The following is an 18,966-nucleotide window of genomic DNA, read 5'->3' as shown; positions in this document are numbered from 1 at the left end:
CGGGTAGTCCGACCCGATGACCAGCCCGGACGCCGTCGACGTCGACACGCCGCTGGCCGTGGACGTGCCCGCCGCGCCGCACGACGCCAGCGGCGAGTGGGTGCCGACCCGTGACCTTGCCGGCCTCGCCCCGGCGGCGCGACCCGCGCGTCGCTGGACCCCGAACCGGGTGGTGGTCACCCCCGCCGCCCTGGACCACCCGCACGGACAGCGGATCGTCGACCGGGTCCAGGCGCTCGGCATCGAGGTGGAACGGCTCCGGGCCAACCGGCTCACCGGGGTACGCGGGCAGACCGACCGCGAGACGTACGCGCGCGCCAAGGCGACCATGGCGATCGTGGTCAGCCCGCCATCCCGGCGCGACCTGCAACCCATCGCGCCGAGCGCCGACTGGCGCGTCGACCTCGCCGAGGGCTGCCCCGCGCACTGCCAGTACTGCTACCTGGCCGGCTCGCTCTCCGGACCGCCGGTGACCCGGGTGTACGCCGATCTCGACGACATCCTGGCCGGGCTGACTCCGTACGCCGGACGCGGCACGGTGACCAGCCGCGACGCGCGTCGCGCCGATGAGGGCACCACGTTCGAGGCGTCCTGCTACACCGACCCCCTGGCGCTGGAGCACCTGACCGGCAGTTGGCAACGGGCGGTGCGGCACTTCGCCGACTGGGACGCCCCCGTGCAGTTGCGCTGGACCACCAAGTACGCCGACGTGGACAGCTTCGTCGGCCTGCCCCACCACGGCCGCACCCGGGTCCGGTTCAGCGTCAACTGCGCACCGGTCAGCCAACGGTTCGAGGGCGGCACCGCCCGCGTACCGGACCGGCTCGCCGCCCTGCGCCGGCTCGCGCTCGACGGCTATCCCGTCGGGCTGACCATCGCGCCAATCATCGCGCTGCCCGACTGGCGCGAGGCGTACGGCGACCTGCTGGAGCAGGTCCGCGCGGCGGTCGACGGGGTACCGGAGCTGGACCTGACCGCCGAGCTGATCACGCACCGGTTCACGCCCGGCAGCCGGGAGGTGCTGCTCGGCTGGTACCCGCGCACCCGACTGGAGATGGACGTGTCGGCGCGCAGCCGCAAGCACGGCAAATTCGGCGCGGTGAAGTACGTCTACCCCCGGGACACGATGGCCGAGCTGCGACGGTGGTTCACCGACGAGTTGGCCGCGCGGATACCCGCCTGCCGCGTCCTCTACTGGACCTGAGCGCCGGTTCTCAGCCGACCGACGAACGGGCGACCGGCGCGGAGAAGAACGTGTCCGGGTACGGCTCGTCGCGTAGGCGGTAGTGCCACCACTCCCGGTCGTAGTTCACGAATCCGGCGTCGGTCATCAGCCGGCGCAGCAACCGCCGGTTGTCCCGGGCGGCCCCGGTGATCCGGGGGTCGTCGGTGTGCGCTCGGGCGTCGAAGCAGTCGAAGCCCGTACCCATGTCGATGCTGTTGTCCGGGAAGCGTTGCGCCCGGGGCGCGGTGCAGGCCACCAGCGACTGGCCGGGCCGGTACGGAGGTTGGCTGGCGGCGGGCTCGTCGACGAGGGTCAGGTCCATCGTGCTGCCCCGGCTGTGCGCGGTCGGCGCGCCGATGTAGCCGTCGGCGAAGAGCCGGTCCTTCGGCACGTCCGGGTAGAACTCGGCCTTGGTCTGCTGCTCACCGGGACGCTTCGACCAGGCGACGAAGTCGTCCACCGCCGGCTGCGGGCGGTAGCAGTCGTACACCTTGAGGCGGTGCCCCCCGGCGAGCGCGGCGTCCTGGACCCGGCGTAGCGCCTCGGCCGCCTGCCGGGTGAGCAGGCACAGCGGTTCGCGGTAGCCGGTGATCGGCCGGCCCACGAAGTTGTGTGCCGTGGCGTAGCGGATGTCGGCGTGGATGCGGGGGTCGACGTCGGTCAGCACCACGAAGCCCGGCAACCCGCCCGCGCCCGGCGGGGTCGCGCCCGGCCGTGCGGTGGGGCCGTCAGGCGTCGGTCGTGGGCTCGTCGAGGCCGGGGTGGCGACCGTCGGCGTGGGGCGTGGCGGCGAGGAGCAGCCGCCGAGCGCCACGGCGAGCGCGGTGATGGCAGCCAACCGTCCTGACCTGCGCACAGGTCCTGTCTACCAAAGGCCGTCGGCGGTGCGCGGCGGATCGGTCGGGCCCGCTCACGCGCCGGGCGTCAGCGGAACCGGCTGGGCGGCGGCCTTCGTCGCCCCGGGCTCCTCGGCCAGTTGCGCGCCGAGGAAGCGCAGGGCCGCCTCGTCGTCGTCGATCCCGCCGGCCTCGTGGCCGTTGTAGCGCCACACCGACAGCTCCGTCGGCCCGGCGTGGGAGTTGTGGGCGGCGTAGACACCCGAGGGCGGCACGATGTCGTCCATCAGCGCCACCGAGTACCGGGTGGGCCGGCGGCAGCGCCGCGCGAAGTTGACGCCGTCGACGTACGACAGGGTGGTCAGCGTCCGCTCCTCGGCGTCCCGGTGGATCGCCAGGTAGTCGCGGATTTCCCGGTACGGGTGGGCGTCGGTGACCACCACCGCGCGCGGAATGTCGCACAGGAACGGCACCAGGGCCACCACCGCCCGCACACCGGGCGCCAACGCGCCGGCCGCGAGCGCCATCGCCCCGCCCTGGCTGTGCCCCAGCACCGCCAGTCGGGTCGGGTCGACCATGGGCAGGGTACGGGCGGCGTCCACGGCCCGTACGGCGTCGGTGATCAGCCGTCGGTAGTAGTACGTGCGCGGATCGGCGATGCCCCGCGTCGCCACGCCGGGCGCCTGCGCGCCGGTCGCGCCCAGGTCCGCGGTGTCGCCCCGGCTCCAGCCCGAGCCCTGCCCCCGGGTGTCCATTTGCAGGTGGGTGAACCCGGCGGTGGCCCAGAGCAGGTTCTCCAGCGGGTGCCCGCGCCCGCCGCCGTAGCCCACGTACTGCACGACGGTCGGCAGCGCGGTGCCGGTGCCGTGCGGAACCCGGAGCCAGGCCCGTACGGGCTGTCCGGCGAAGCCGGGGAACGTCACGTCGTACACGTCGATGGCGGTCAGACCGGTCACCACGGGTTCGAGCCGGACCGGCCACGCGGCCTCGCGCGCCTGGGCCAGGGTGTGCGCCCAGAAGTCGTCGAAGTCGGCGGGCTCGCTCACCACGCCGCGGTACGCGCGCAGCTGTTCCTCGGGCAGGTCCGTGTACATGGCGTCCTTGTCTGGTGCGCGGGACGGTACGCCGAGCCGCATCCGACAAATTACCGGAACATTTCCGCAACTCTGCCGAACGCTATGACCGACCTGGCGTGTCGTCAACCCCCCTCGGTGAGGCAAGATGACCCGAGGAGCGGGCGCGCCGTTCCGGGACACGGGACGGGCGACGCATGCGGCGGCCCCTCCCGGAGCGGTGAAGGAGACACGGGTGGACGCGGACGACGGACGCAGGGTGACCATCACCGCGATCGCACGGGAGGCCGGCGTCTCGGTGCCGACCGTGTCACGGGTGCTCAACGGCCGGTCCGATGTGGCCCCCGACACCCGGGAACGCGTCGAGGAGCTGTTGCGCCACCACGGCTACCGACGCCGCAGCAGCCGCAGCGTCCGCCGCGCGGGCCTCGTCGACCTGGTCTTCAACGACCTGGACAGCCCCTGGGCCGTGGAGATCATCCGAGGCGTCGAGGACGTCGGGCACGGCGCGGGTGTCGGCACCGTCGTCTCCGCGATCCACCGGCAGCCCACCGCGGCCCGACAGTGGTTGCAGAACCTGCGCACCCGGGCCACCGACGGGGTCATCTTCGTGACGTCGCACCTGAGCCCGCCGCTGCACGCACAGCTACGCCGCCTCAACGTGCCGGTGGTGGTCGTCGACCCGGCCGGCGTGCCGGCCATGGACGTGCCGACCATCGGCGCCACCAACTGGGCGGGCGGGCTCGCCGCCACCGAGCACCTGCTGGCGGTCGGCCACCGCCGGATCGGCTTCGTGGCCGGCCCGACACATCTGCTGTGCAGTCGGGCCCGACTCGACGGCTACCGGGCCGGTTTGGAGGCCGCCGGGGTGCCGGTGGACGACGCGCTGATCTACCCGGGCGACTTCTACCACGCCTCCGGTTTCGCGGGCGGCACGGCGCTGCTCGACCTGGCCGATCCGCCGACCGGCATCTTCGCGGCCAGCGACCAGATGGCGTTCGGCGTCTACGAGGCCATCCGCCGCCGGGGGCTGCGGGTCCCCGACGACGTCAGCGTGGTGGGATTCGACGACCTGCCGGAGGCCCGCTGGGCGTCCCCGCCGCTGACCACCGTCCGCCAGCCCCTGGTCGAGATGGGCCGCCTCGCGGCGCGGACGGTACTGCGACTGGCCCAGGGTGAGGGCATCGACTCCCCCCGGGTGGAGCTGGCCACCGAACTGGTCGTCCGGGACAGCACCGCCGCGCGGTCGACCGGCTGACCCCCGTCGTTCCGACGGCCTGAACCGGGTCGGACACCTGGTCCCGTCAGTACCGGTCGGGCTCCCGGAAATTCCGGCGACCGGCGCGCGGTGAGCGGCCTCCGCCGCCCACCGCGCCCAGCGGATCAGTGGTGTGCGCGTACGGCCCGACAGATGGTCACCGGCAGGGCGGGCGTGCCGTCGACCGGCGCGGGGTCCTCGGCCGTCGGCGCGACGCCCCCGGCGGCGATCCGGTCCAGCGTGTCCAGCCCGGCAGCGTCGACCGTCCCGAAGATCGTGTAGTTGGGCCGCAGCGCCGAGTCGGCGTACACCAGGAAGAACTGGCTGCCGTTGGTGTCCGGCCCGGCGTTCGCCATCGCCAGCACGCCCCGCGCGTATAGCCGGCGTACGCCGGTCGGATCGGTGGGCGCGGGCGGCAGGTTGGTGGGCAGCTCGTCGCGGTACCGGTAGCCCGGTCCGCCCTCGCCGGTGCCGGACGGGTCGCCGCACTGCAACACGCTCAGCGTGGGGTACGCGGTGAGCCGGTGACACGGGGTGCGGTCGTAGAACCGCTTGCCGACCAGGTGCAGGAAGCTCTGCACCGTGCACGGCGCGGCCGCCCGGTCCAGCGTCAGCCCGATCGGGCCCTGGTTGGTGGAGAGCGTCACCCGGACGCTGCCCCGGTCCGGGGTCCGTCGTGGGTCGGGTGGCAGCGGGACCGGCCGAGCAGCCGGCTCGTCGGGCGTCTCGGTGTACGCGCACGGACCGTGCGTGGTGCGCGGCGGGCGGGGATCGGCGGGCGGGGCGGCCACCGCCCGGGCTCCGCCGGACGCGTCGACGGTCGTGCCCGGGGCGGCCACCGCGGTAGCCGACGCGCCGACGACCAGCGCCGCGGCGATCGCCGTCACGCCCGCGAGGCGGGTCAGCGCACGCACCGACGGGCGGGGTGCCGCCGCGCCGGAGGGCGTTTCGCGTTCACTCGACACAGGGATCCTCCTGGGACTCGCGCTGCCAGAAAGACCGGAGTCTATGGACGCCAAAGCCGGTTGTCGATCGCCGCGACCGGTTGCCGACCCGTCAGGACAACCGGCGGCGGCGGTGCCACAGCAGCCCGCCCAGCAGCACCAGCACCCCCGCGCCACTGAGCGCGACCACCGACCAGAGCCAGCCGGAACCGGTGTGCGCCGGACCGCTGGCCGCCGCCGGGCGGGCCGGGCCGGGCGCGGCCAGCACGGACGGGGTCGCCGACGGTGTGGCGGTCAGCTCGCCGGGCTCGACCAGGCGACCGACGCCGACGTCGCGGGGCAGCGAGAAACCCCAGTCCAACAGGGCCGCCCCCTGCTCCCAACCCCGCTTCGGCGTCGGCTCGGCACCCAGCAGCGTCACCACCAGCCGGCGACCGTCGCGCTGGGCCGCGCCGACGTACGTGTGCCGTGCCAGGTCGGTGAATCCCGTCTTGCCGCCCAGCGCGCCCGGGTACCGGTAGATGAGCTGGTTCTCGTTCTGGATCTGGAAACCCTTCGTCCGCTGCGCCGGCTGCGCGGGGATCGTCGCCAGATCGGTGCGCGCGTACCGGCGGAACGTCGGCTGCGCGAAGCAGGCCCGGGCGATCAGCGCCAGGTCGTACGCGCTGGTGAACTGGCCCTTGCCGTCTAGGCCGGACGGGGTGACGGCGTGCGTCTGGAGCGCGCCGAGGTGGTGCGCCTGCTCGTTCATGGCGCGCACTCCCCCAGCCGCCCCGTCCGGGCCGCCACCGAGGCGGGCAAGGGCGTTCGCCGCCTCGTTGCCGGAGTTCAGCAGCAGCCCCAGCCAGATCGTCTCGATCGTGTAGCGGCCACCCTCGACCAGGCCGACGGCGGACGAGCCGGGTTCGATGTTCATGTCCGCCGCAGTGACGGTCACCGTCTGGGCGGGGTCGAGTCGGGGCATCATCGTGGCCGCCAGCAACAGCTTCTGGACGCTGGCCGGGGTGCCGTACTCGTGCGGGCCGCAGCCGCCGAGCACCCGGCCGGAGTCGAGGTCCGCGACCAGCCACGACGTGGCCGTGATCGCCGGTGGCGCGTCCACGCCGGCCGGCACGACCAGGCCGCTGGTGGCCAGTTCGACGCCGCCGACCACCCGCTCCTGCGGCACGGCGGGCGGGGGCGACGGGCGCGGCGGCCGGGACACCGTCGGTGCCGACGCCCGCGGGCACCGCACGACCGGCGGGGCGGCGGTACCGGTGGCGACGGTCGGCGCGCTCGCCGCCGCCGCTGTGGCGGCGGTCAGCCTGCCGGTGGTCGCTCCCGGCGCGGCCATGACGGGCGCGGGTGCGAGCAGGACGGCGGACGCCGTGACCGCCAGCAGCGCAGCTCTCATGAGCCCGACCCTAGTCAACAAGATCGCCCTGCGCGGGCGGTTGACGCTCTGCCGCCGCCCGGCGCGGTAGGCGAGGTGCCGTCCGGGCGGCTCGCGGCGCCGTGGTCAGGCGACGCGGCGCAGCCAGCGCCGCTGCCAGGGCGTCTCGACCGCCTTCGGGTGGTAGCCCGCCCGAACCCAGGGCACCGCCCGCTCGGCCGGCAGGCCGTCGAGGATCGCCAGCGCGGCCAGGGCGGTGCCGGTGCGGCCGATCCCGCCCCGGCAGGCCACCTCGACGCGTTCGCCGTCGTGCGCCCGTCGCAGCGCCGCACGCAGCGCGTCGAGCGCGTCCGCGCGGTCGACCGGCACCCAGAAGTCGGGCCAGCGGATCCGGCGGTACGGCCAGGCCGGCTCCGGACCGGGTGCCAGCAGCAGCGCGAAGTCGGCCGGCGACGCGGTCGCGGCGAGGCGACGTCCGCGTACCCGCGCCCCGCTGGGCAGTACGAGCACACCGGGTTGCTCCGACCAGGTCTGCGCGGCGTCCACCGGCACATTGTGCCGGAAGAAAGCGCCGCCCCCGACCAGATGGTCGGGGGCGGCACCGGTGTCGGTGTGCAGGTCGCCTCTCGGCGAGTGGCGCGACGCGGCTCCAGCCAAACGGTATTCCGCGAGGGCTATGTAGGTGAGGCCCGGGGACACTGAGTCACACCGACACTGGTTCACAACCAGCCGACGCCGCCCGATGTTCCCGCTCCGGCGAGGTCGTCAGGGAGCGATGATCCGCCGGGCGGAGACACCGATGGCCGGCACCCCGGGGGGTGCCGGCCATCGATCGGGTCGTGCGGTGGGTCAGCTGTTCCAGTACTGGCCGACCAGGTCGGCGGCCTGCTGCTCCCACTGGGCGTACGCGTCCGGGTACGCCGAGACCTGCACGGTCTGCGCGGCCACGGTCAGCGGCATGTCCTGCCAACCGTCGACCTGACGCAGGCCCTTGAGGAACGCCGTCGTGGAGTACTCCGGATCGGTGATCTGCTCCGGCGTGCCCCAACCACTGGACGGGCGCTGCTGGAACAGACCCAGCGAGTCGTGGTCGTTCATGTCACCCAGGTGGCCCAGGTTCTCCAGCTTTGACTCCTGCAGGCTCGTCGCGATCGAGATGACCGCAGCGCGCTCCGGCAGGCCGGCCTTCTTCGTGGCCGCGATGATGGCCTTGGCGTTGCCGATCTGCTCGTCGTTCAGGTCGATGTGCGACTGCTCGCCCTGGGTGCCGTGCGGGATCAGCTTGCTGGTGTCGGGATTGTCGGCCTGCACCACGGCGACCGGCCGCGAGTCGGTGCTCGGGGCGGCGACATGGGCGATCGGGCCGGCGAAGACGCCACCGGCGAAGGCGAGACCCGCAACGGACAGCATGCTCTTACGGAAGATCGTGTTCATGAGGGTTGCTCCTTCGGGGGTAGGAAACACCCACACGCCACCATTTCGGGGGATCGGTGATGCGGGGTGTCAGCACCTCGTCCGGCGCTTGCAAAGTCTGGGGGGCGGCGGCCTACGAGCCGGGGGGCTCGGGCGCCGCGGACCGGGTACAACGACCCGGGGGCCGGGGCCATTCCCGCCAGCGGGCGGCACGTAGGGGTGTCTGACCCGTGCTCCTGCGATCGTCAGGGTGTGTAACGACCCCCGGCCCGCCACGATTCCAGCCCACGAGTGCAGCCGGTCATCACACGGGCCCCACAACCGGACATCGCGCCCACCCGAGCCGATCCGACCCGGTGATCGACTCGAGATCGCCGAACTCGGGGTATCCGGGACCGGTCGACACCCCCATATCGGTGAAGTCGTGTCGATCAAGCCCGAGCGACAGGCCTAGGGCGTACCCAGGTACCGCAGCACCGCGAGGATTCGGCGGCTGTAACCCGTCGTGTGGGCGAGGCCGAGCTTGTCGAAGATGGCGTTCACGTGCTTCTCCACCGCGCTCTGCGACACGTGCAGCCGCTGGGCGACCGCGGCGTTGGTGTGCCCCTGGGCCATCTCGTGCAGGACGTCCCGTTCGCGTGGGGTGAGTCGCCCGAACGGATCGGGTCGTTCCGATCCGGCCACCACCTGGCGAACCACCTCCGGGTCGAGCGCCGTGCCCCGGGCAGCGACCCGGTCGAGGGCGTCGAGGAAGTCGTCCACCTGGGCGACCCGGTCCTTGAGCAGGTAACCGACTCCCTCGGGACGGTCCGCGAGCAGCCGGGCGGCGTAGCGCCGCTCGACGTACTGCGAGAGCACGAGGACGCCGGTGTCGGGCCAGCGTTCGCGGATCTCCAACGCGGCACGCAACCCGTCGTCGGTGTGGGTGGGCGGCATCCGGACGTCCGTGACGACCACGTCGGGACGGCACCGGCCGACTGCCTCGACAAGCTCCTCGGCGGTGCCGACGGCAGCCGCCACCTCGTGGTCCTCCTCGGCGAGCAGCCGGGTGAGGCCCTCCCGGAGCAGGGTCGAGTCTTCGGCGAGAACTAGGCGCACGGCAGTTCCGCGAGCACGGTGGTCGGACCGCCAGCCGGGCTCGTCACGCCCAGGCGGCCGTCCAGCGCGGCGACCCGTCGGGCCAACCCGGACAGCCCGCGCCCGGTGAGATCCGCGCCGCCGACGCCGTCGTCGTGCACCCGCATGCGGATCCACCCTTCCCGTACCCCGATCTCGACCGTGACCAGGGTAGCGGCGGCGTGTTTCGCGGCGTTGGTGAGCGACTCGCAGGCCACGAAGTAGAGCACCGTCTCGATCTGTCGTGCGGGCCGCAGCGGCAGGTCGCAGCGGATCCGCACCGGCACCTCGGAGCCACGGGCGACCATGGCCAGCACCTCACCCAGATCGCTGGCGTCCAGCGCCGACGGATAGACCCGCCACGCCACCTCCCGCAACTCCGCGACGGCCCGCTGCACGTCCTCGTGCGCCTGGGCGACCAGAGCGCGGGCACGGTCGGCGTCCCGGGCGCGGCGGGCCCTGCCGAGCAGCATGCCGAGGGCGACCAGCCGCTGCTGGAGGCCGTCGTGCAGGTCGCGTTCGATGCGCTGCCGTTCGGCGTCGACCGCCGCGATGACCGCTGCCCGGCTGCTGGTCAGCTCCTGCACCCGCCGGCTCAGCTCCGCCCGACGCCCGGGGCGCAGCAGCCGCCGGGCCAGCCGGACGTCCAGCGCGGCGATGCTGGCGAGGGCCTGGACGTTGAGCAGGAGCAGCACCGCCCCCACGGCGACCTGGGACAGCGCGTCGAGCACGCTCAGCTCGCCGCGTACCGCCGCCCGCAGCACGATCGCCGCCAGCACCAGGCCGATGCCCAGCACGGCGTACGCCAGCAGGCCGAGCGCGCCGGGCAGGAGCCGGGCGGCCAGGTAGCCGACCTGCCGCCGGGTGGACACTCCAGGCGCCGCGGGCGGCTCGTCCGCGGCGAGCAGGCCGGCGAGGCGCCGACGTTCCAGGCGTACGAGCTGTCCGGCGTACCGTCTGGTCAGCTCCACGGTCCGGCGGCCGGGCACGAGCGCGGACGCGGCGAGCGCGACCGCCGCGACGGCCAGGAAGCCGAGCTCGACGACGGCGGTGGCGCTCCCGGCGGCGACGCCCACCGGCAACCGCAGGCGAGCCCACCACCGGCTGGTCCGCCGTTCCCCTCTCACCTGGCATCCCCTTCGTTCCGCTGCACCGGACACATGTCGCGGAGGCGACGGGCTAGCGCTCGTCCGAGGCCCAGGAGGCGCCCCGATAGAGGGTGCCCCGACCGTCGGGATCCGGCGTTCCCGACGAGGGTTCACCACGGCGAGAGAGAGCCGGGTCCGATTCGGGGTCTCGGGCGGCGCGGCGGGCCTTCAGCACCCGCGACCCGACGAACCAGGCGACAGCCGCGACGCAGGCGACGATCACCACATTCTGGAGCGTGCCGACGTAGCCCTCGACGAGGTGCCAGTTGTCCCCGAGCAGATAGCCGGCGAGCACGAAGGCGCTGTTCCAGATCAGGCTGCCCAGCGTGGTGTAGAGCAGGAAGGTCCGCACGGGCATCCGCTCGACCCCGGCCGGGATGGAGATCAGGCTCCGGAAGATCGGGATCATCCGGCCGAAGAACACCGCCTTCACGCCGTGCCGCAGGAACCACGCCTCGGTCCGGTCGACGTCGCTGAGCTTCACCAGCGGCAGTCGGGCCACGATGGCACGCATCCGGTCGCGGCCCAGGGAGGCGCCGATCAGGTAGAGCGCCAGTGCGCCGACCACCGAACCCAGGGTGGTCCAGAAGATCGCGCCGACCAGGCTGATCCGACCCTGCGCGGCCACGAAGCCGGCCAGCGGCAGGATGACCTCACTGGGGATCGGCGGGAACAGGTTCTCCAGCGCCACCGCCAGACCGGCGCCCGGCCCGCCGAGCCGTTCCACCAGATCGCTGACGTACCCGACGATCCCGCCCTGCGGCGGTTCGGCCGCGGCGGCGGGGGTTCCGGTGGCGAGGACGGCGTGCGACGTTCGAATCATGTCCCCACGCTACGAACCGATCCTGAGAATCGACCATGAGGCGGACCATCCGACGCCGCGGGTCACCCGCACCGGTGGGGGTGCGGAAAACCGCACCCCGCTGCGGCTCGCGGTGGCGCAGCCGCCGTGCGTACCCCTGGATGTCGCGGAGAACGCGCGGGCGCACGCCGACGCGGTCCGCGCGGCGCGCGCCCGGGTGGTGGTCTTTCCGGAGCTGTCCCTGACGGGGTACGAGTTGTCGGGGCCGACCGTGCCGATGGGCGACCGGCGGTTGACGCCACTTGTCGACGCCTGCGCCGAGGTGGACACGCTGGCGCTGGCCGGCGCGCCGATCGCCGGTGACCACATCGCCGTGCTGGCGGTGACCGGCGACGGGGTGAGCGTGGCGTACCGGAAGATGTGGCTGGGCGGCGCGGAGGCGCAGCGGTTCCGGCCGGGCGAGGCACCGGCCGTGCTCGACGTGGACGGATGGCGGATCGGGCTGGCCGTCTGCAAGGACACCGGCGTCGTCGCGCACGCGCAGGCGACGGCGGCGCTGGGGATCGACGTGTACGCGGCGGGCGTGCTGGAGTCGGTCCGGGACGCCGCCGTGCCGGACGAGCGGGCAGAACGGATCGTTGCGGCACACCGGGTCTGGGTGGCGATGGCGAGCTTCGCCGGGTCGACCGGCGGCGGTTACACCGAGGCCGCCGGCCGTTCGGCCATCTGGACGCCGCAGGGCGACGTGGCTGCCCGCGCCGGCACGACGCCGGGTGAGTGGGCGGGGGCCTCCATCCACTGAGGACGCCGAGGTGTCCTGTCGTACCGATGCGGCACGATCGGGCGATGAGCGCGATCCCCGCCCGACTGTCCGTGATCACCCTCGGCGCCCGTGACCTGGGCCGGCTGCGCTCCTTCTACCGGTCCCTGGGTTGGCCGGAACTGCCGGCCAGTGACGACGGCTGGTCGGCGTTCCTGCTCGGTGGCGTACTGCTCGCCCTCTACCCGCTGCCCGACCTGGCGGCCGAGGCGGCACCGGGTCTCGCCGATCCGGCCGGTGGCTGGTCCGGCGTGACGCTGGCCTGCAACGTCGACGACCGCGCCGAGGTCGACGCGGCCTTCGCGGCGGCTGCCGCGGCGGGGGCGACGGTTGTGGCAGCGCCGACCGACCGTTCGTGGGGTGGCCGCTCGGCGTACGTCGCCGACCCGGAGGGCAACCGGTGGGAGATCGCCTGGGCGGGTTCGGCGGTCTTCGACGAACGCGGCGCACTCGTCTCGTTCGGCGGGTGAGCCGTGGTTGATCCCGGGCCACGGCCTTTGACATGCTGCGGTCCATGACCATCTTCCCGCCCACCTTCGCCGACGACGTCATCGACCAGCCCGCGCAGACGCAGATCGAGACCTTCATCGACGAGCACCGCCGCGCGCTCAACGAGGCCCTGGACGGGCTGACCGAGGAGCAGGCACGACGCTCGCTGGTGCCGTCGCGGACGACCCTGCTGGGCCTGGTGAAGCACGCGGCCTTCGTGGAGAAGGTCTGGTTCGACGAGGCGGTCACCTGCCGGTCGCGGGCCGAGATCGGCATCCCGGCGACGCCTGACGAGTCGTTCATCCTCGACGAGGGCGACACCATCGCCAGCGTCCAGCAGGCCCACCGCGAGGCGTGCGAGGCGTCCCGCCGCGCGACGGCGTCGCTGGGTCTGGACGACGTGCTGCGCGGCAACCGGCGCGGTCCGCTGCCACTGCGCTGGGTGTACCTGCACGTCCTGCGGGAGCTGGCGCAGCACTGCGGGCACGCGGAGATCCTGCGCGAGCAGATCCGCAGCGAGGAGAGCGCCGCAGCGCGCTAGCCGACCTGGACGGTGTCCCCGAAGCGGCGCAGGGTCCAGCGGGCCGGCGGCCAGCCGCCGGTGTCGTGGTCGGTGACCCACTCGCTGATCGACGCCGGGGGCACGTCCAGGTCGAACGCCCGGAAGATCGGCTGCGCGGCGAGCGCGTGGAAGGCGCCCTCCACGGTCTCACTGTGGCCGGCCAGGACGACGGTGCCGCCCCGGTGCCGGTGGGCGATCTCCATGACGGCGCGGCTGACGCGGACCACCAACTCGGCCCAGCTCTCGTTACCGTCCTCGAACGGCCGGAACACTCCCCCGCCGGGCACCGCGTGCTCGGTACGGAAACGGGTGACCGGCAGCCCGTCGGCGTACGGCGGGGTGTGCCAGGTGCAGAGGCCGCAGTCGGCCAGCGGTCGGACGCCGAACGCCGCGGCGATGGGCTGCGCGGTCTCGACGGCGCGACGCAGCACCGACGAGTACACCGACACCGGCCCCTCGACGGCGTAGTCGTCGACGAGTCGCTGGGCCAGCCGGTGGGCCTGGTCGTGGCCGAGCGACGTCAGCCCGCGGCACCCGTGCGGGCCGCCCACGATCCCGTCGACCTGGTGGACCGACTCACCGTGACGCACGAAGATCAGCCGTGTTCGCATCGGCCCATCATGCCAGCGACGCCGGCGGATGGATCAGCCGTCCGGACCGACGACGGCGTCACTCGCCGTCCAGCACCTCGCGCAGCCGCGCGGCGAACTCCTCGGGCTTGCCCGCGTACCCGAACTCGCCGCCGAGGAAGCCGCCGTGGTGGCTCGGGAACACCGTCGCTTCCTGGCCGAGCAGCGCCGCCGTGCCGAGGGCGGTACGCGCGGTGTACGTGCCCGCCGACTCATCGCCGACCGCGATCACGATCCGGGTCGAGGCCGCCGTGAGGACGCTCGCGTCGGGGCGGTAGTCGGTGATCGCCCACGAGTCCTTCGACAGCAGCGGGTTGTCGCGGCCGCCGTCGTCCTCGGTGGGCATGCCGACCATCGCGGGGTCGGGCGCGGGCTGGGCGAAGTAGGCGTCGGTGAACTCGCCCTGCCACGACGTCATCGCGATGAACGCGGCCATGCCGGCGCCGAACCCCTTCGCCTGGTACGCCTCGTAGAAGGCGTTCCGGGCGCGCTCGGCCGCTGCGGCGTCGGGGAGCACCGCGTTGATCGGCGGCTCGTGCGCCACCAGCGTGCCGACGTCGCCGGAATGGGTCGCGACGAGTTCGAGCGCGGTCACCGCGCCGCCGCTGCTGGCGAAGACGTCCACCGGGCCGGCACCGAGCGCCGCGACGAGCAGGTGCAGGTCGGCCGCCTGCTGCTGGGGCGTGTTGTCGCGGCGACCGTCGCTGCGGGTGCTGCGACCGAGGCCGCGCGGGTCGTAGGTGACGACGGTCCGGTCGGTGAAGTGCGGGGCGAGGGCGTCGAAACCCTCCGCCGTCATCGGCTGGCCGATCATGAGCAACGGACGACGCCCGCCGGTCGGCGGCAGTGGTCCTCGGACGTCGTACACCAGGTCGGCGCCGGGCACGGCGAGGCGGTGCGTCTGCTTCGTCGGCATGCCGGTGAGACTACTCAGTCGGCGCGGCCGGCGGGCAGCTCACGGGTCTGGGCCAGCAGCGTGTCGAGCTGGACGGCGGTCTGCCGGGGCAGCCGGCCCCGGTCCACCAACTCGGCGATGGTGTCCCGCAGGTCGGCGATGCGCCGCTCGCGGTCCCGGGTCCGTCGGTTCACGTCGGCGAGGTCGTCGCGCAGCTCCTCGGCGGTCTTGCGGTCGACGTCGCCACGGGCCACGGCCACGGCGAGCACCTGCGCGAACTCGTCGCTGAGCTGGCGGAAGCTGACCGGTAGCTGCTGCCCGACGGTCGACGGCACGGCGCTGCTGGCCCGGGGCGACGGGGAGGCCGACGTCGTCGGCTTCGGCGACTGGGTCCGGGGCGAGGGTGCCGTGGTGACGGGCGACGACGGGGCGGCCACCGGTCCGGGGCCGGGCGTGCCGGACGTGCCGGGCGCGCCGAAACCCTGGGTGAGCAGCGCGCCGAGGCCGACCAGCACGGCGAGACCGGCCGCGACGGCGAGCGCCAGGGGCCGGCGCGACCGGCGTCGGACCGGCCGGGGTACGACCGGCGTGGGCCGGGCGGCCGAGCGGTCGATCAGGGTGGGCGGGTGCGCCGCCGGGACGATCCGGAGCAGCTCGGTGGGAGGCTCGACCGGCTGGCCGGCGCCGAACCGGCGGGCGAGCTGTGCGGCGCTGGGCCGACGGGCCGGGTCGGCGGCGAGGCAGGCCAGGGTCAGTGCGGCGATGTCGGCGGGTAGGCCGGGCACGCGCAGCGGCGGCACCGGTGTGCCGCGCCGGTGCACCTCGATGGCGTCCTCCCAGCTCTGCACGGGCAGGGGCGCCTCCCCGGTGAGCATGCGGTAGAGCAGCGCCCCGAGGGCATACACGTCACTGGCCGGGTCGGGAGGGCCGGCGGCGAGGCGTTCCGGGGCGAAGTACGCGGGTGTGCCCATCACCGGCTCGCCGGACTGGCTGTCGAGCCCACCGAGCGCGGCGATGCCGAAGTCGAGCACCTTGGCCCCGGTGTCGGTGAGCATGACGTTGCCCGGCTTCACGTCGCGGTGCACCACGCCGATGCGGTGCGCGGCGGCCAGCGCGGCGGCGATGTGCCCGGCCACCCGCACCGCCTCCGGCCAGGGCAGCGGGCCGGAGCGCAGCCGGTCGGCCAGGTTGTGGCCCTCGACCAGCTCCATCACCAGGTACGGGACGACGACGCCATCGGTCAGGGTCGCCTCGGCGTAGTCGTACACCTGGGTGACGTGCGGGTGGGTCAGCCGGGCGGCCGCGCGGGCCTCGCGCTGGATGGTGGCCCGCAGGTGCGGGTCGGCGGCGAGCTGGCCGGCGAGCACCTTGATCGCCACCGGCCGGCCGAGCACCTCGTCGTCGGCCCGCCACACCTCGGACATGCCGCCGAGCCCGATCCGCTCGTGCAGGACGTAGCGGTCGTGGAGGCGGAGGGTGGGCGTGAAGGGTGACATGGCCAGACCAGTCTGCCCGGCGAGTGCGCGATCGACCACCCTACGTGTCCGGACCGGCACTGTTCGTCCCCGGAGTGCCGCAATGGGCGGCGATCAGGAGCAGCGGGGCACCGGTCGGGGCTGGATCCGGTCGGCGAGCCGGCGCAGGGCGACGGCGGTCACCCGCCGGGTCGGGGCGAAGAGCGGCTGGCGGGCCCGCTCGACGACGACCGGCGCGTCCGGTCGGGCCGAGGTGACGTGGCGGTTCATCGCGTCGAGGGCGGTGACGTACCCGGTCGGGAATTCCATGGTCAACTCCTCAGGTGAGGTCCGGTGGAGGTCCGGACGACGAGTTCGGTGGGTAGCAGCACGTGGCCGGCGGCGGCGTCCGCGGGCGGGTCGAGCAGCAGTTCGGCGGCGATCCGGCCCTTCTCCTGCGCCGGCTGCCGGACGGTGGTGAGGCCGGCCGCCGCCGCCTCGGGGACGTCGTCGAACCCCGTCACCGAGACGGGCGGGTGGGTGCCGCCCGGCCGCCGGGTAAGGGCGTCGAGCACGCCGAGGGCGAGTACGTCGGAGCCGGCCAGCACTGCGGTGGGCGGCTCGGGCCGGTCGAACAGCCCGGCGACGGCGGCCGCCGCGGCGTGGCCGCTGTTGCCGGGGGCGTTGAGCAGTGTCAGCTCCGGCCAGGCGACGCCGACCTCGGCGAACGCGTCGGCGAAGCCGGCAAGCCGGCCACGGGTCGTGGGGTGCGGGGCCCGGTCGAACCCGGACAGGGTCACCGGGCCGGCGGGGGCGTCGGGCAGGACGGAGTCCACGAGCAGGGCGACCCGCCGGTGGCCGAGACCGGCCACGTGCGCGGCGACGCTGCGCGCGGCAGCCCGCTCGTCGATGCCGACGAACCGCTCGTCAGCGGCGGCGTCGTCGCGGACCGCCGTGCTGACGTACGGCAGGCCGCGTGCCCGGATGACGTCCAGCGCCCACTCCTCGTCGGCGACGCAGTACACGCAGAAGCCGTCGACGGCGGCGTTCTCCACGGCCCGCCGGGCGTCGGCCTGCGCCGGTGGCAGGGGCACGAGCAGCATGCTGGTGCCGTGTCGCTCGGTCGCGGCGCCCACCCCGGCGAGGAAGCGGACGGCGAAGGGGTCGGTGAAGGCGTACGACAGCTGGGAGGTGAACAGCACCCCGATCGAGCCGACGAAGCCACGGCGCAGGGAGCGGGCGGTCGGGTTGGGTCCCGGGTAGCCGAGCTGGCGCGCGGCGTCGAGGATCCGCTCGCGCAGGGCCGAGGAGAGCTGGTCGGGGCGACTGTAGGCATTGGACACGGTGCTGCGGGAGACACCGACGGCGTCCGCCACGGCTTGCAGTGTCGGCTTCACTCGACGCCCTTCTGTATCGATTCAGACTGGATCGATACAGAGACTAGCTCGACATGTTGGCAACGGTCAATGCGAGCGAACCCGCGCGCCCTCAGGGCACCGTCACTGCGGGTAGGTCTCCTCCAACAACCGGCCCAGGATCTCCGGCGTACGCTCCGGCGGCTCCGCCTCGACGCAGAGCCGCTCCATGGCCACGGCGTAGTAGTCGAGGTCGTCGCGCTTGTCCAGGTAGAGGGCGCTGGTCAACTGTTCGATGTAGACGATGTCGGGCAGCTCCTGGTCACCGAAGCGCAGGATGGTGAAGGCGCCACCGGCCGCCGCGTGACCACCCGCGGCGAAGGGGATGACCTGAAGTCGGACGGTGGGCGACTTGGTCGCCTCGATGAGCGCGGTGAGCTGGCCCCGCATCACCTCGGGACCGCCGATCGGGCGGCGCAGCGCCGCCTCGTCCACCACGGCCCAGAGCAGCGGCGGCTTGTCCCGGTGCAGCAGTTGCTGACGCTGCATCCGCAGATCGACCCGGCGGTCGATCTCGGCGACACCGGCGCCGCCGTGCCCGAGCAGCACGACCGCCCGGGCGTACTCCCGGGTCTGTAGCAGGCCGGGGACGAACTGCACCTCGTAGCTGCGGATCAGCGCCGCCGCCGCCTCCAGGCCCAGGTAGGACTGGAACCAACTCGGCAGCACGTCGCCGTAACGGTGCCACCAACCCGGGCTGTTGGCGTCCCGCGCGAGCTTGAGCAGCGCCTCGCGCTCCCCCTCGTCGCTGACGCCGTACAGGGTGAGCAGGTCGGAGACGTCACGTTCCTTGAAGCCGACCCGGCCCAGCTCCATCCGGCTGATCTTCGACTCGGAGGAGCGGATCTCCCACCCGGCACCCTCCCGGGTCACCCCGCTGGACTCCCGCAGCCGACGGAGCTGGGCGCCGAGCAGCATGCGCAGCACGGTTGGCCCGGTTGTCGGGCCACCCTCGGCGGGAACCATCGTCACGTGCGGACCTCCGGATACCGACCACGTGATCGGGCACCGAGCCCGACCGACGTGTAAGCATGCCATGGACCGACAGTGAGGTGAACTCCTCCGGACCGGCGATTCAGTCCCATCGCTGGGACCGCCCTGCGCGGCCGGTCAGTTGATCAGATGGTCGAAGTCCCCGTCGCGGGCACCGAGCACGAAGGCGGCGATCTCGTCCACTGTGTAGATCAGCGCCGGCCCCTCCGGATGACGCGAGTTGCGGACGGCGATGCCGGCCCCGCCGGGCAGTTCGGCGAGTTCGACGCAGTTGCCGCTCGGGTTGCTACGGCGGCTCTTCTGCCAGCTCAAAGGGGGCAACTGAGGGATCGGAACACCATTGGGTGGCTGCTGCATGAAAGGCGTCTTTCTGCTCACGAGCCCGCCGGTGCCCGTGGGAGGAGCGGTGACGCGGCGAGGTGCGGTATCGGGGTCGGGCCGTTATGCACGTGCATCTGCTATTGCATCTGCACCGGATGGCGAGCATGATAACGCACGTGATCGGTGCTTATCCGTTCACTT

21 protein-coding genes are annotated in these 18,966 nt (G+C 73.5%); 5 read left to right on the top strand and 16 right to left on the bottom strand.

The window, feature by feature from the left end; translation table 11 throughout:
* The first annotated feature begins 16 nt into the window (after positions 1-16).
* Positions 17-1,204: a spore photoproduct lyase family protein gene (locus ACN269_RS01530; protein WP_421470623.1), complete on the top strand. Its 1,188-nt coding sequence runs from the start codon at positions 17-19 to the stop codon at positions 1,202-1,204.
* 10 nt (positions 1,205-1,214) lie between these two features.
* On the opposite strand, the gene ACN269_RS01525 is transcribed toward ACN269_RS01530, so the two are convergent.
* Positions 1,215-2,063: a M15 family metallopeptidase gene (locus tag ACN269_RS01525; protein ID WP_421470622.1), complete on the bottom strand. Its 849-nt coding sequence runs from the start codon at positions 2,061-2,063 to the stop codon at positions 1,215-1,217.
* 72 nt (positions 2,064-2,135) lie between these two features.
* Positions 2,136-3,155, bottom strand: coding sequence for an acetylxylan esterase (locus ACN269_RS01520; RefSeq protein WP_421470621.1), 1,020 nt, complete (start codon positions 3,153-3,155; stop codon positions 2,136-2,138).
* A 214-nt stretch (positions 3,156-3,369) separates the two neighbouring features.
* Here ACN269_RS01520 and ACN269_RS01515 point away from each other — a divergent pair, with 214 nt between their 5' ends.
* Positions 3,370-4,392, top strand: coding sequence for a LacI family DNA-binding transcriptional regulator (locus ACN269_RS01515; RefSeq protein WP_421470620.1), 1,023 nt, complete (start codon positions 3,370-3,372; stop codon positions 4,390-4,392).
* Between the two features lie 125 nt (positions 4,393-4,517).
* Here ACN269_RS01515 and ACN269_RS01510 read toward each other — a convergent pair whose 3' ends face one another.
* From ACN269_RS01510 to ACN269_RS01480, 7 genes are all read right to left on the bottom strand, one after another.
* Positions 4,518-5,297, bottom strand: a complete 780-nt coding sequence (locus ACN269_RS01510) for a peptidylprolyl isomerase (protein WP_421476160.1) — start codon at positions 5,295-5,297, stop codon at positions 4,518-4,520.
* 151 nt (positions 5,298-5,448) lie between these two features.
* Positions 5,449-6,729 carry a D-alanyl-D-alanine carboxypeptidase family protein gene (locus tag ACN269_RS01505; protein ID WP_421470619.1) on the bottom strand — a complete coding sequence of 427 codons (1,281 nt, stop codon included), beginning with the start codon at positions 6,727-6,729 and terminating at the stop codon, positions 5,449-5,451.
* A gap of 105 nt (positions 6,730-6,834) precedes the next feature.
* On the bottom strand, positions 6,835-7,254 hold the full coding sequence (locus ACN269_RS01500; RefSeq protein ID WP_421470618.1) for a protein-tyrosine phosphatase family protein: 420 nt from the start codon (positions 7,252-7,254) through the stop codon (positions 6,835-6,837).
* Positions 7,255-7,557: 303 nt separating this feature from the next.
* Positions 7,558-8,142 (bottom strand): hypothetical protein, encoded by a 585-nt coding sequence (locus tag ACN269_RS01495; RefSeq protein ID WP_421470617.1) that lies wholly within the window; start codon positions 8,140-8,142, stop codon positions 7,558-7,560.
* A 429-nt stretch (positions 8,143-8,571) separates the two neighbouring features.
* Positions 8,572-9,219, bottom strand: coding sequence for a response regulator transcription factor (locus ACN269_RS01490; RefSeq protein ID WP_421470616.1), 648 nt, complete (start codon positions 9,217-9,219; stop codon positions 8,572-8,574).
* Positions 9,210-10,364: a sensor histidine kinase gene (locus tag ACN269_RS01485; protein WP_421470615.1), complete on the bottom strand. Its 1,155-nt coding sequence runs from the start codon at positions 10,362-10,364 to the stop codon at positions 9,210-9,212. Before ACN269_RS01485 ends, ACN269_RS01490 begins: the two co-directional genes overlap by 10 nt.
* Before the next feature lie 52 nt (positions 10,365-10,416).
* Complete coding sequence (locus tag ACN269_RS01480; RefSeq protein WP_421470614.1) at positions 10,417-11,208, bottom strand: DedA family protein; 792 nt, start codon at positions 11,206-11,208, stop codon at positions 10,417-10,419.
* On the opposite strand from ACN269_RS01480, the gene ACN269_RS01475 reads away from it, so the two are divergent.
* The 3 genes from ACN269_RS01475 to ACN269_RS01465 are packed head-to-tail and all read left to right on the top strand — an operon-like array spanning position 11,207 to position 13,037.
* Positions 11,207-11,989, top strand: coding sequence for a carbon-nitrogen hydrolase family protein (locus ACN269_RS01475; protein WP_421470613.1), 783 nt, complete (start codon positions 11,207-11,209; stop codon positions 11,987-11,989). The two genes, ACN269_RS01480 and ACN269_RS01475, sit on opposite strands and share 2 nt — an antisense overlap.
* Before the next feature lie 44 nt (positions 11,990-12,033).
* A complete protein-coding gene (locus ACN269_RS01470) occupies positions 12,034-12,477 on the top strand; it encodes a VOC family protein (protein ID WP_421470612.1) in 444 nt (147 codons plus the stop codon).
* A gap of 44 nt (positions 12,478-12,521) precedes the next feature.
* On the top strand, positions 12,522-13,037 hold the full coding sequence (locus tag ACN269_RS01465; protein ID WP_421470611.1) for a DinB family protein: 516 nt from the start codon (positions 12,522-12,524) through the stop codon (positions 13,035-13,037).
* On the opposite strand, the gene ACN269_RS01460 is transcribed toward ACN269_RS01465, so the two are convergent.
* From ACN269_RS01460 to ACN269_RS01430, 7 genes are all read right to left on the bottom strand, one after another.
* Complete coding sequence (locus ACN269_RS01460; protein ID WP_421470610.1) at positions 13,034-13,669, bottom strand: histidine phosphatase family protein; 636 nt, start codon at positions 13,667-13,669, stop codon at positions 13,034-13,036. The genes ACN269_RS01465 and ACN269_RS01460 overlap by 4 nt on opposite strands.
* Before the next feature lie 58 nt (positions 13,670-13,727).
* Entirely contained in the window at positions 13,728-14,603 is an 876-nt protein-coding gene (locus ACN269_RS01455; RefSeq protein ID WP_421470609.1) for an alpha/beta fold hydrolase, read from the bottom strand.
* A gap of 14 nt (positions 14,604-14,617) precedes the next feature.
* Positions 14,618-16,078: a serine/threonine-protein kinase gene (locus tag ACN269_RS01450; RefSeq protein ID WP_421470608.1), complete on the bottom strand. Its 1,461-nt coding sequence runs from the start codon at positions 16,076-16,078 to the stop codon at positions 14,618-14,620.
* 93 nt (positions 16,079-16,171) lie between these two features.
* On the bottom strand, positions 16,172-16,366 hold the full coding sequence (locus ACN269_RS01445; protein ID WP_421470607.1) for a hypothetical protein: 195 nt from the start codon (positions 16,364-16,366) through the stop codon (positions 16,172-16,174).
* Positions 16,367-16,368: 2 nt separating this feature from the next.
* Positions 16,369-17,412 (bottom strand): substrate-binding domain-containing protein, encoded by a 1,044-nt coding sequence (locus ACN269_RS01440; RefSeq protein ID WP_421470606.1) that lies wholly within the window; start codon positions 17,410-17,412, stop codon positions 16,369-16,371.
* Positions 17,413-17,535: 123 nt separating this feature from the next.
* Complete coding sequence (locus ACN269_RS01435) at positions 17,536-18,423, bottom strand: helix-turn-helix domain-containing protein (RefSeq protein WP_421470605.1); 888 nt, start codon at positions 18,421-18,423, stop codon at positions 17,536-17,538.
* Positions 18,424-18,561: 138 nt separating this feature from the next.
* Positions 18,562-18,801 (bottom strand): DUF397 domain-containing protein, encoded by a 240-nt coding sequence (locus tag ACN269_RS01430; protein ID WP_421470604.1) that lies wholly within the window; start codon positions 18,799-18,801, stop codon positions 18,562-18,564.
* Between the last annotated feature and the right edge of the window lie 165 nt (positions 18,802-18,966).

Source organism: Micromonospora sp. WMMD736 (genome assembly GCF_049179015.1).
Taxonomy (GTDB): domain Bacteria; phylum Actinomycetota; class Actinomycetes; order Mycobacteriales; family Micromonosporaceae; genus Micromonospora.
Note: the sequence above shows the minus strand (reverse complement) of the source record. Positions and strands in the feature narration are given on the sequence as shown.

What these genes read in the sequence shown, in the direction of transcription:
- ACN269_RS01430 (WP_421470604.1), bottom strand. Translation starts at nt 18,801, where the DNA reads ATGCAGCAGCCACCCAATGGTGTTCCGATCCCTCAGTTGCCCCCTTTG.
- ACN269_RS01455 (WP_421470609.1), bottom strand. Translation starts at nt 14,603, where the DNA reads ATGCCGACGAAGCAGACGCACCGCCTCGCCGTGCCCGGCGCCGACCTG.
- ACN269_RS01475 (WP_421470613.1), top strand. Translation starts at nt 11,207, where the DNA reads ATGTCCCCACGCTACGAACCGATCCTGAGAATCGACCATGAGGCGGAC.
- ACN269_RS01520 (WP_421470621.1), bottom strand. Translation starts at nt 3,155, where the DNA reads ATGTACACGGACCTGCCCGAGGAACAGCTGCGCGCGTACCGCGGCGTG.
- ACN269_RS01495 (WP_421470617.1), bottom strand. Translation starts at nt 8,142, where the DNA reads ATGAACACGATCTTCCGTAAGAGCATGCTGTCCGTTGCGGGTCTCGCC.
- ACN269_RS01480 (WP_421470614.1), bottom strand. Translation starts at nt 11,208, where the DNA reads ATGATTCGAACGTCGCACGCCGTCCTCGCCACCGGAACCCCCGCCGCC.
- ACN269_RS01505 (WP_421470619.1), bottom strand. Translation starts at nt 6,729, where the DNA reads ATGAGAGCTGCGCTGCTGGCGGTCACGGCGTCCGCCGTCCTGCTCGCA.
- ACN269_RS01465 (WP_421470611.1), top strand. Translation starts at nt 12,522, where the DNA reads ATGACCATCTTCCCGCCCACCTTCGCCGACGACGTCATCGACCAGCCC.
- ACN269_RS01445 (WP_421470607.1), bottom strand. Translation starts at nt 16,366, where the DNA reads ATGGAATTCCCGACCGGGTACGTCACCGCCCTCGACGCGATGAACCGC.
- ACN269_RS01470 (WP_421470612.1), top strand. Translation starts at nt 12,034, where the DNA reads ATGAGCGCGATCCCCGCCCGACTGTCCGTGATCACCCTCGGCGCCCGT.
- ACN269_RS01460 (WP_421470610.1), bottom strand. Translation starts at nt 13,669, where the DNA reads ATGCGAACACGGCTGATCTTCGTGCGTCACGGTGAGTCGGTCCACCAG.
- ACN269_RS01450 (WP_421470608.1), bottom strand. Translation starts at nt 16,078, where the DNA reads ATGTCACCCTTCACGCCCACCCTCCGCCTCCACGACCGCTACGTCCTG.
- ACN269_RS01530 (WP_421470623.1), top strand. Translation starts at nt 17, where the DNA reads ATGACCAGCCCGGACGCCGTCGACGTCGACACGCCGCTGGCCGTGGAC.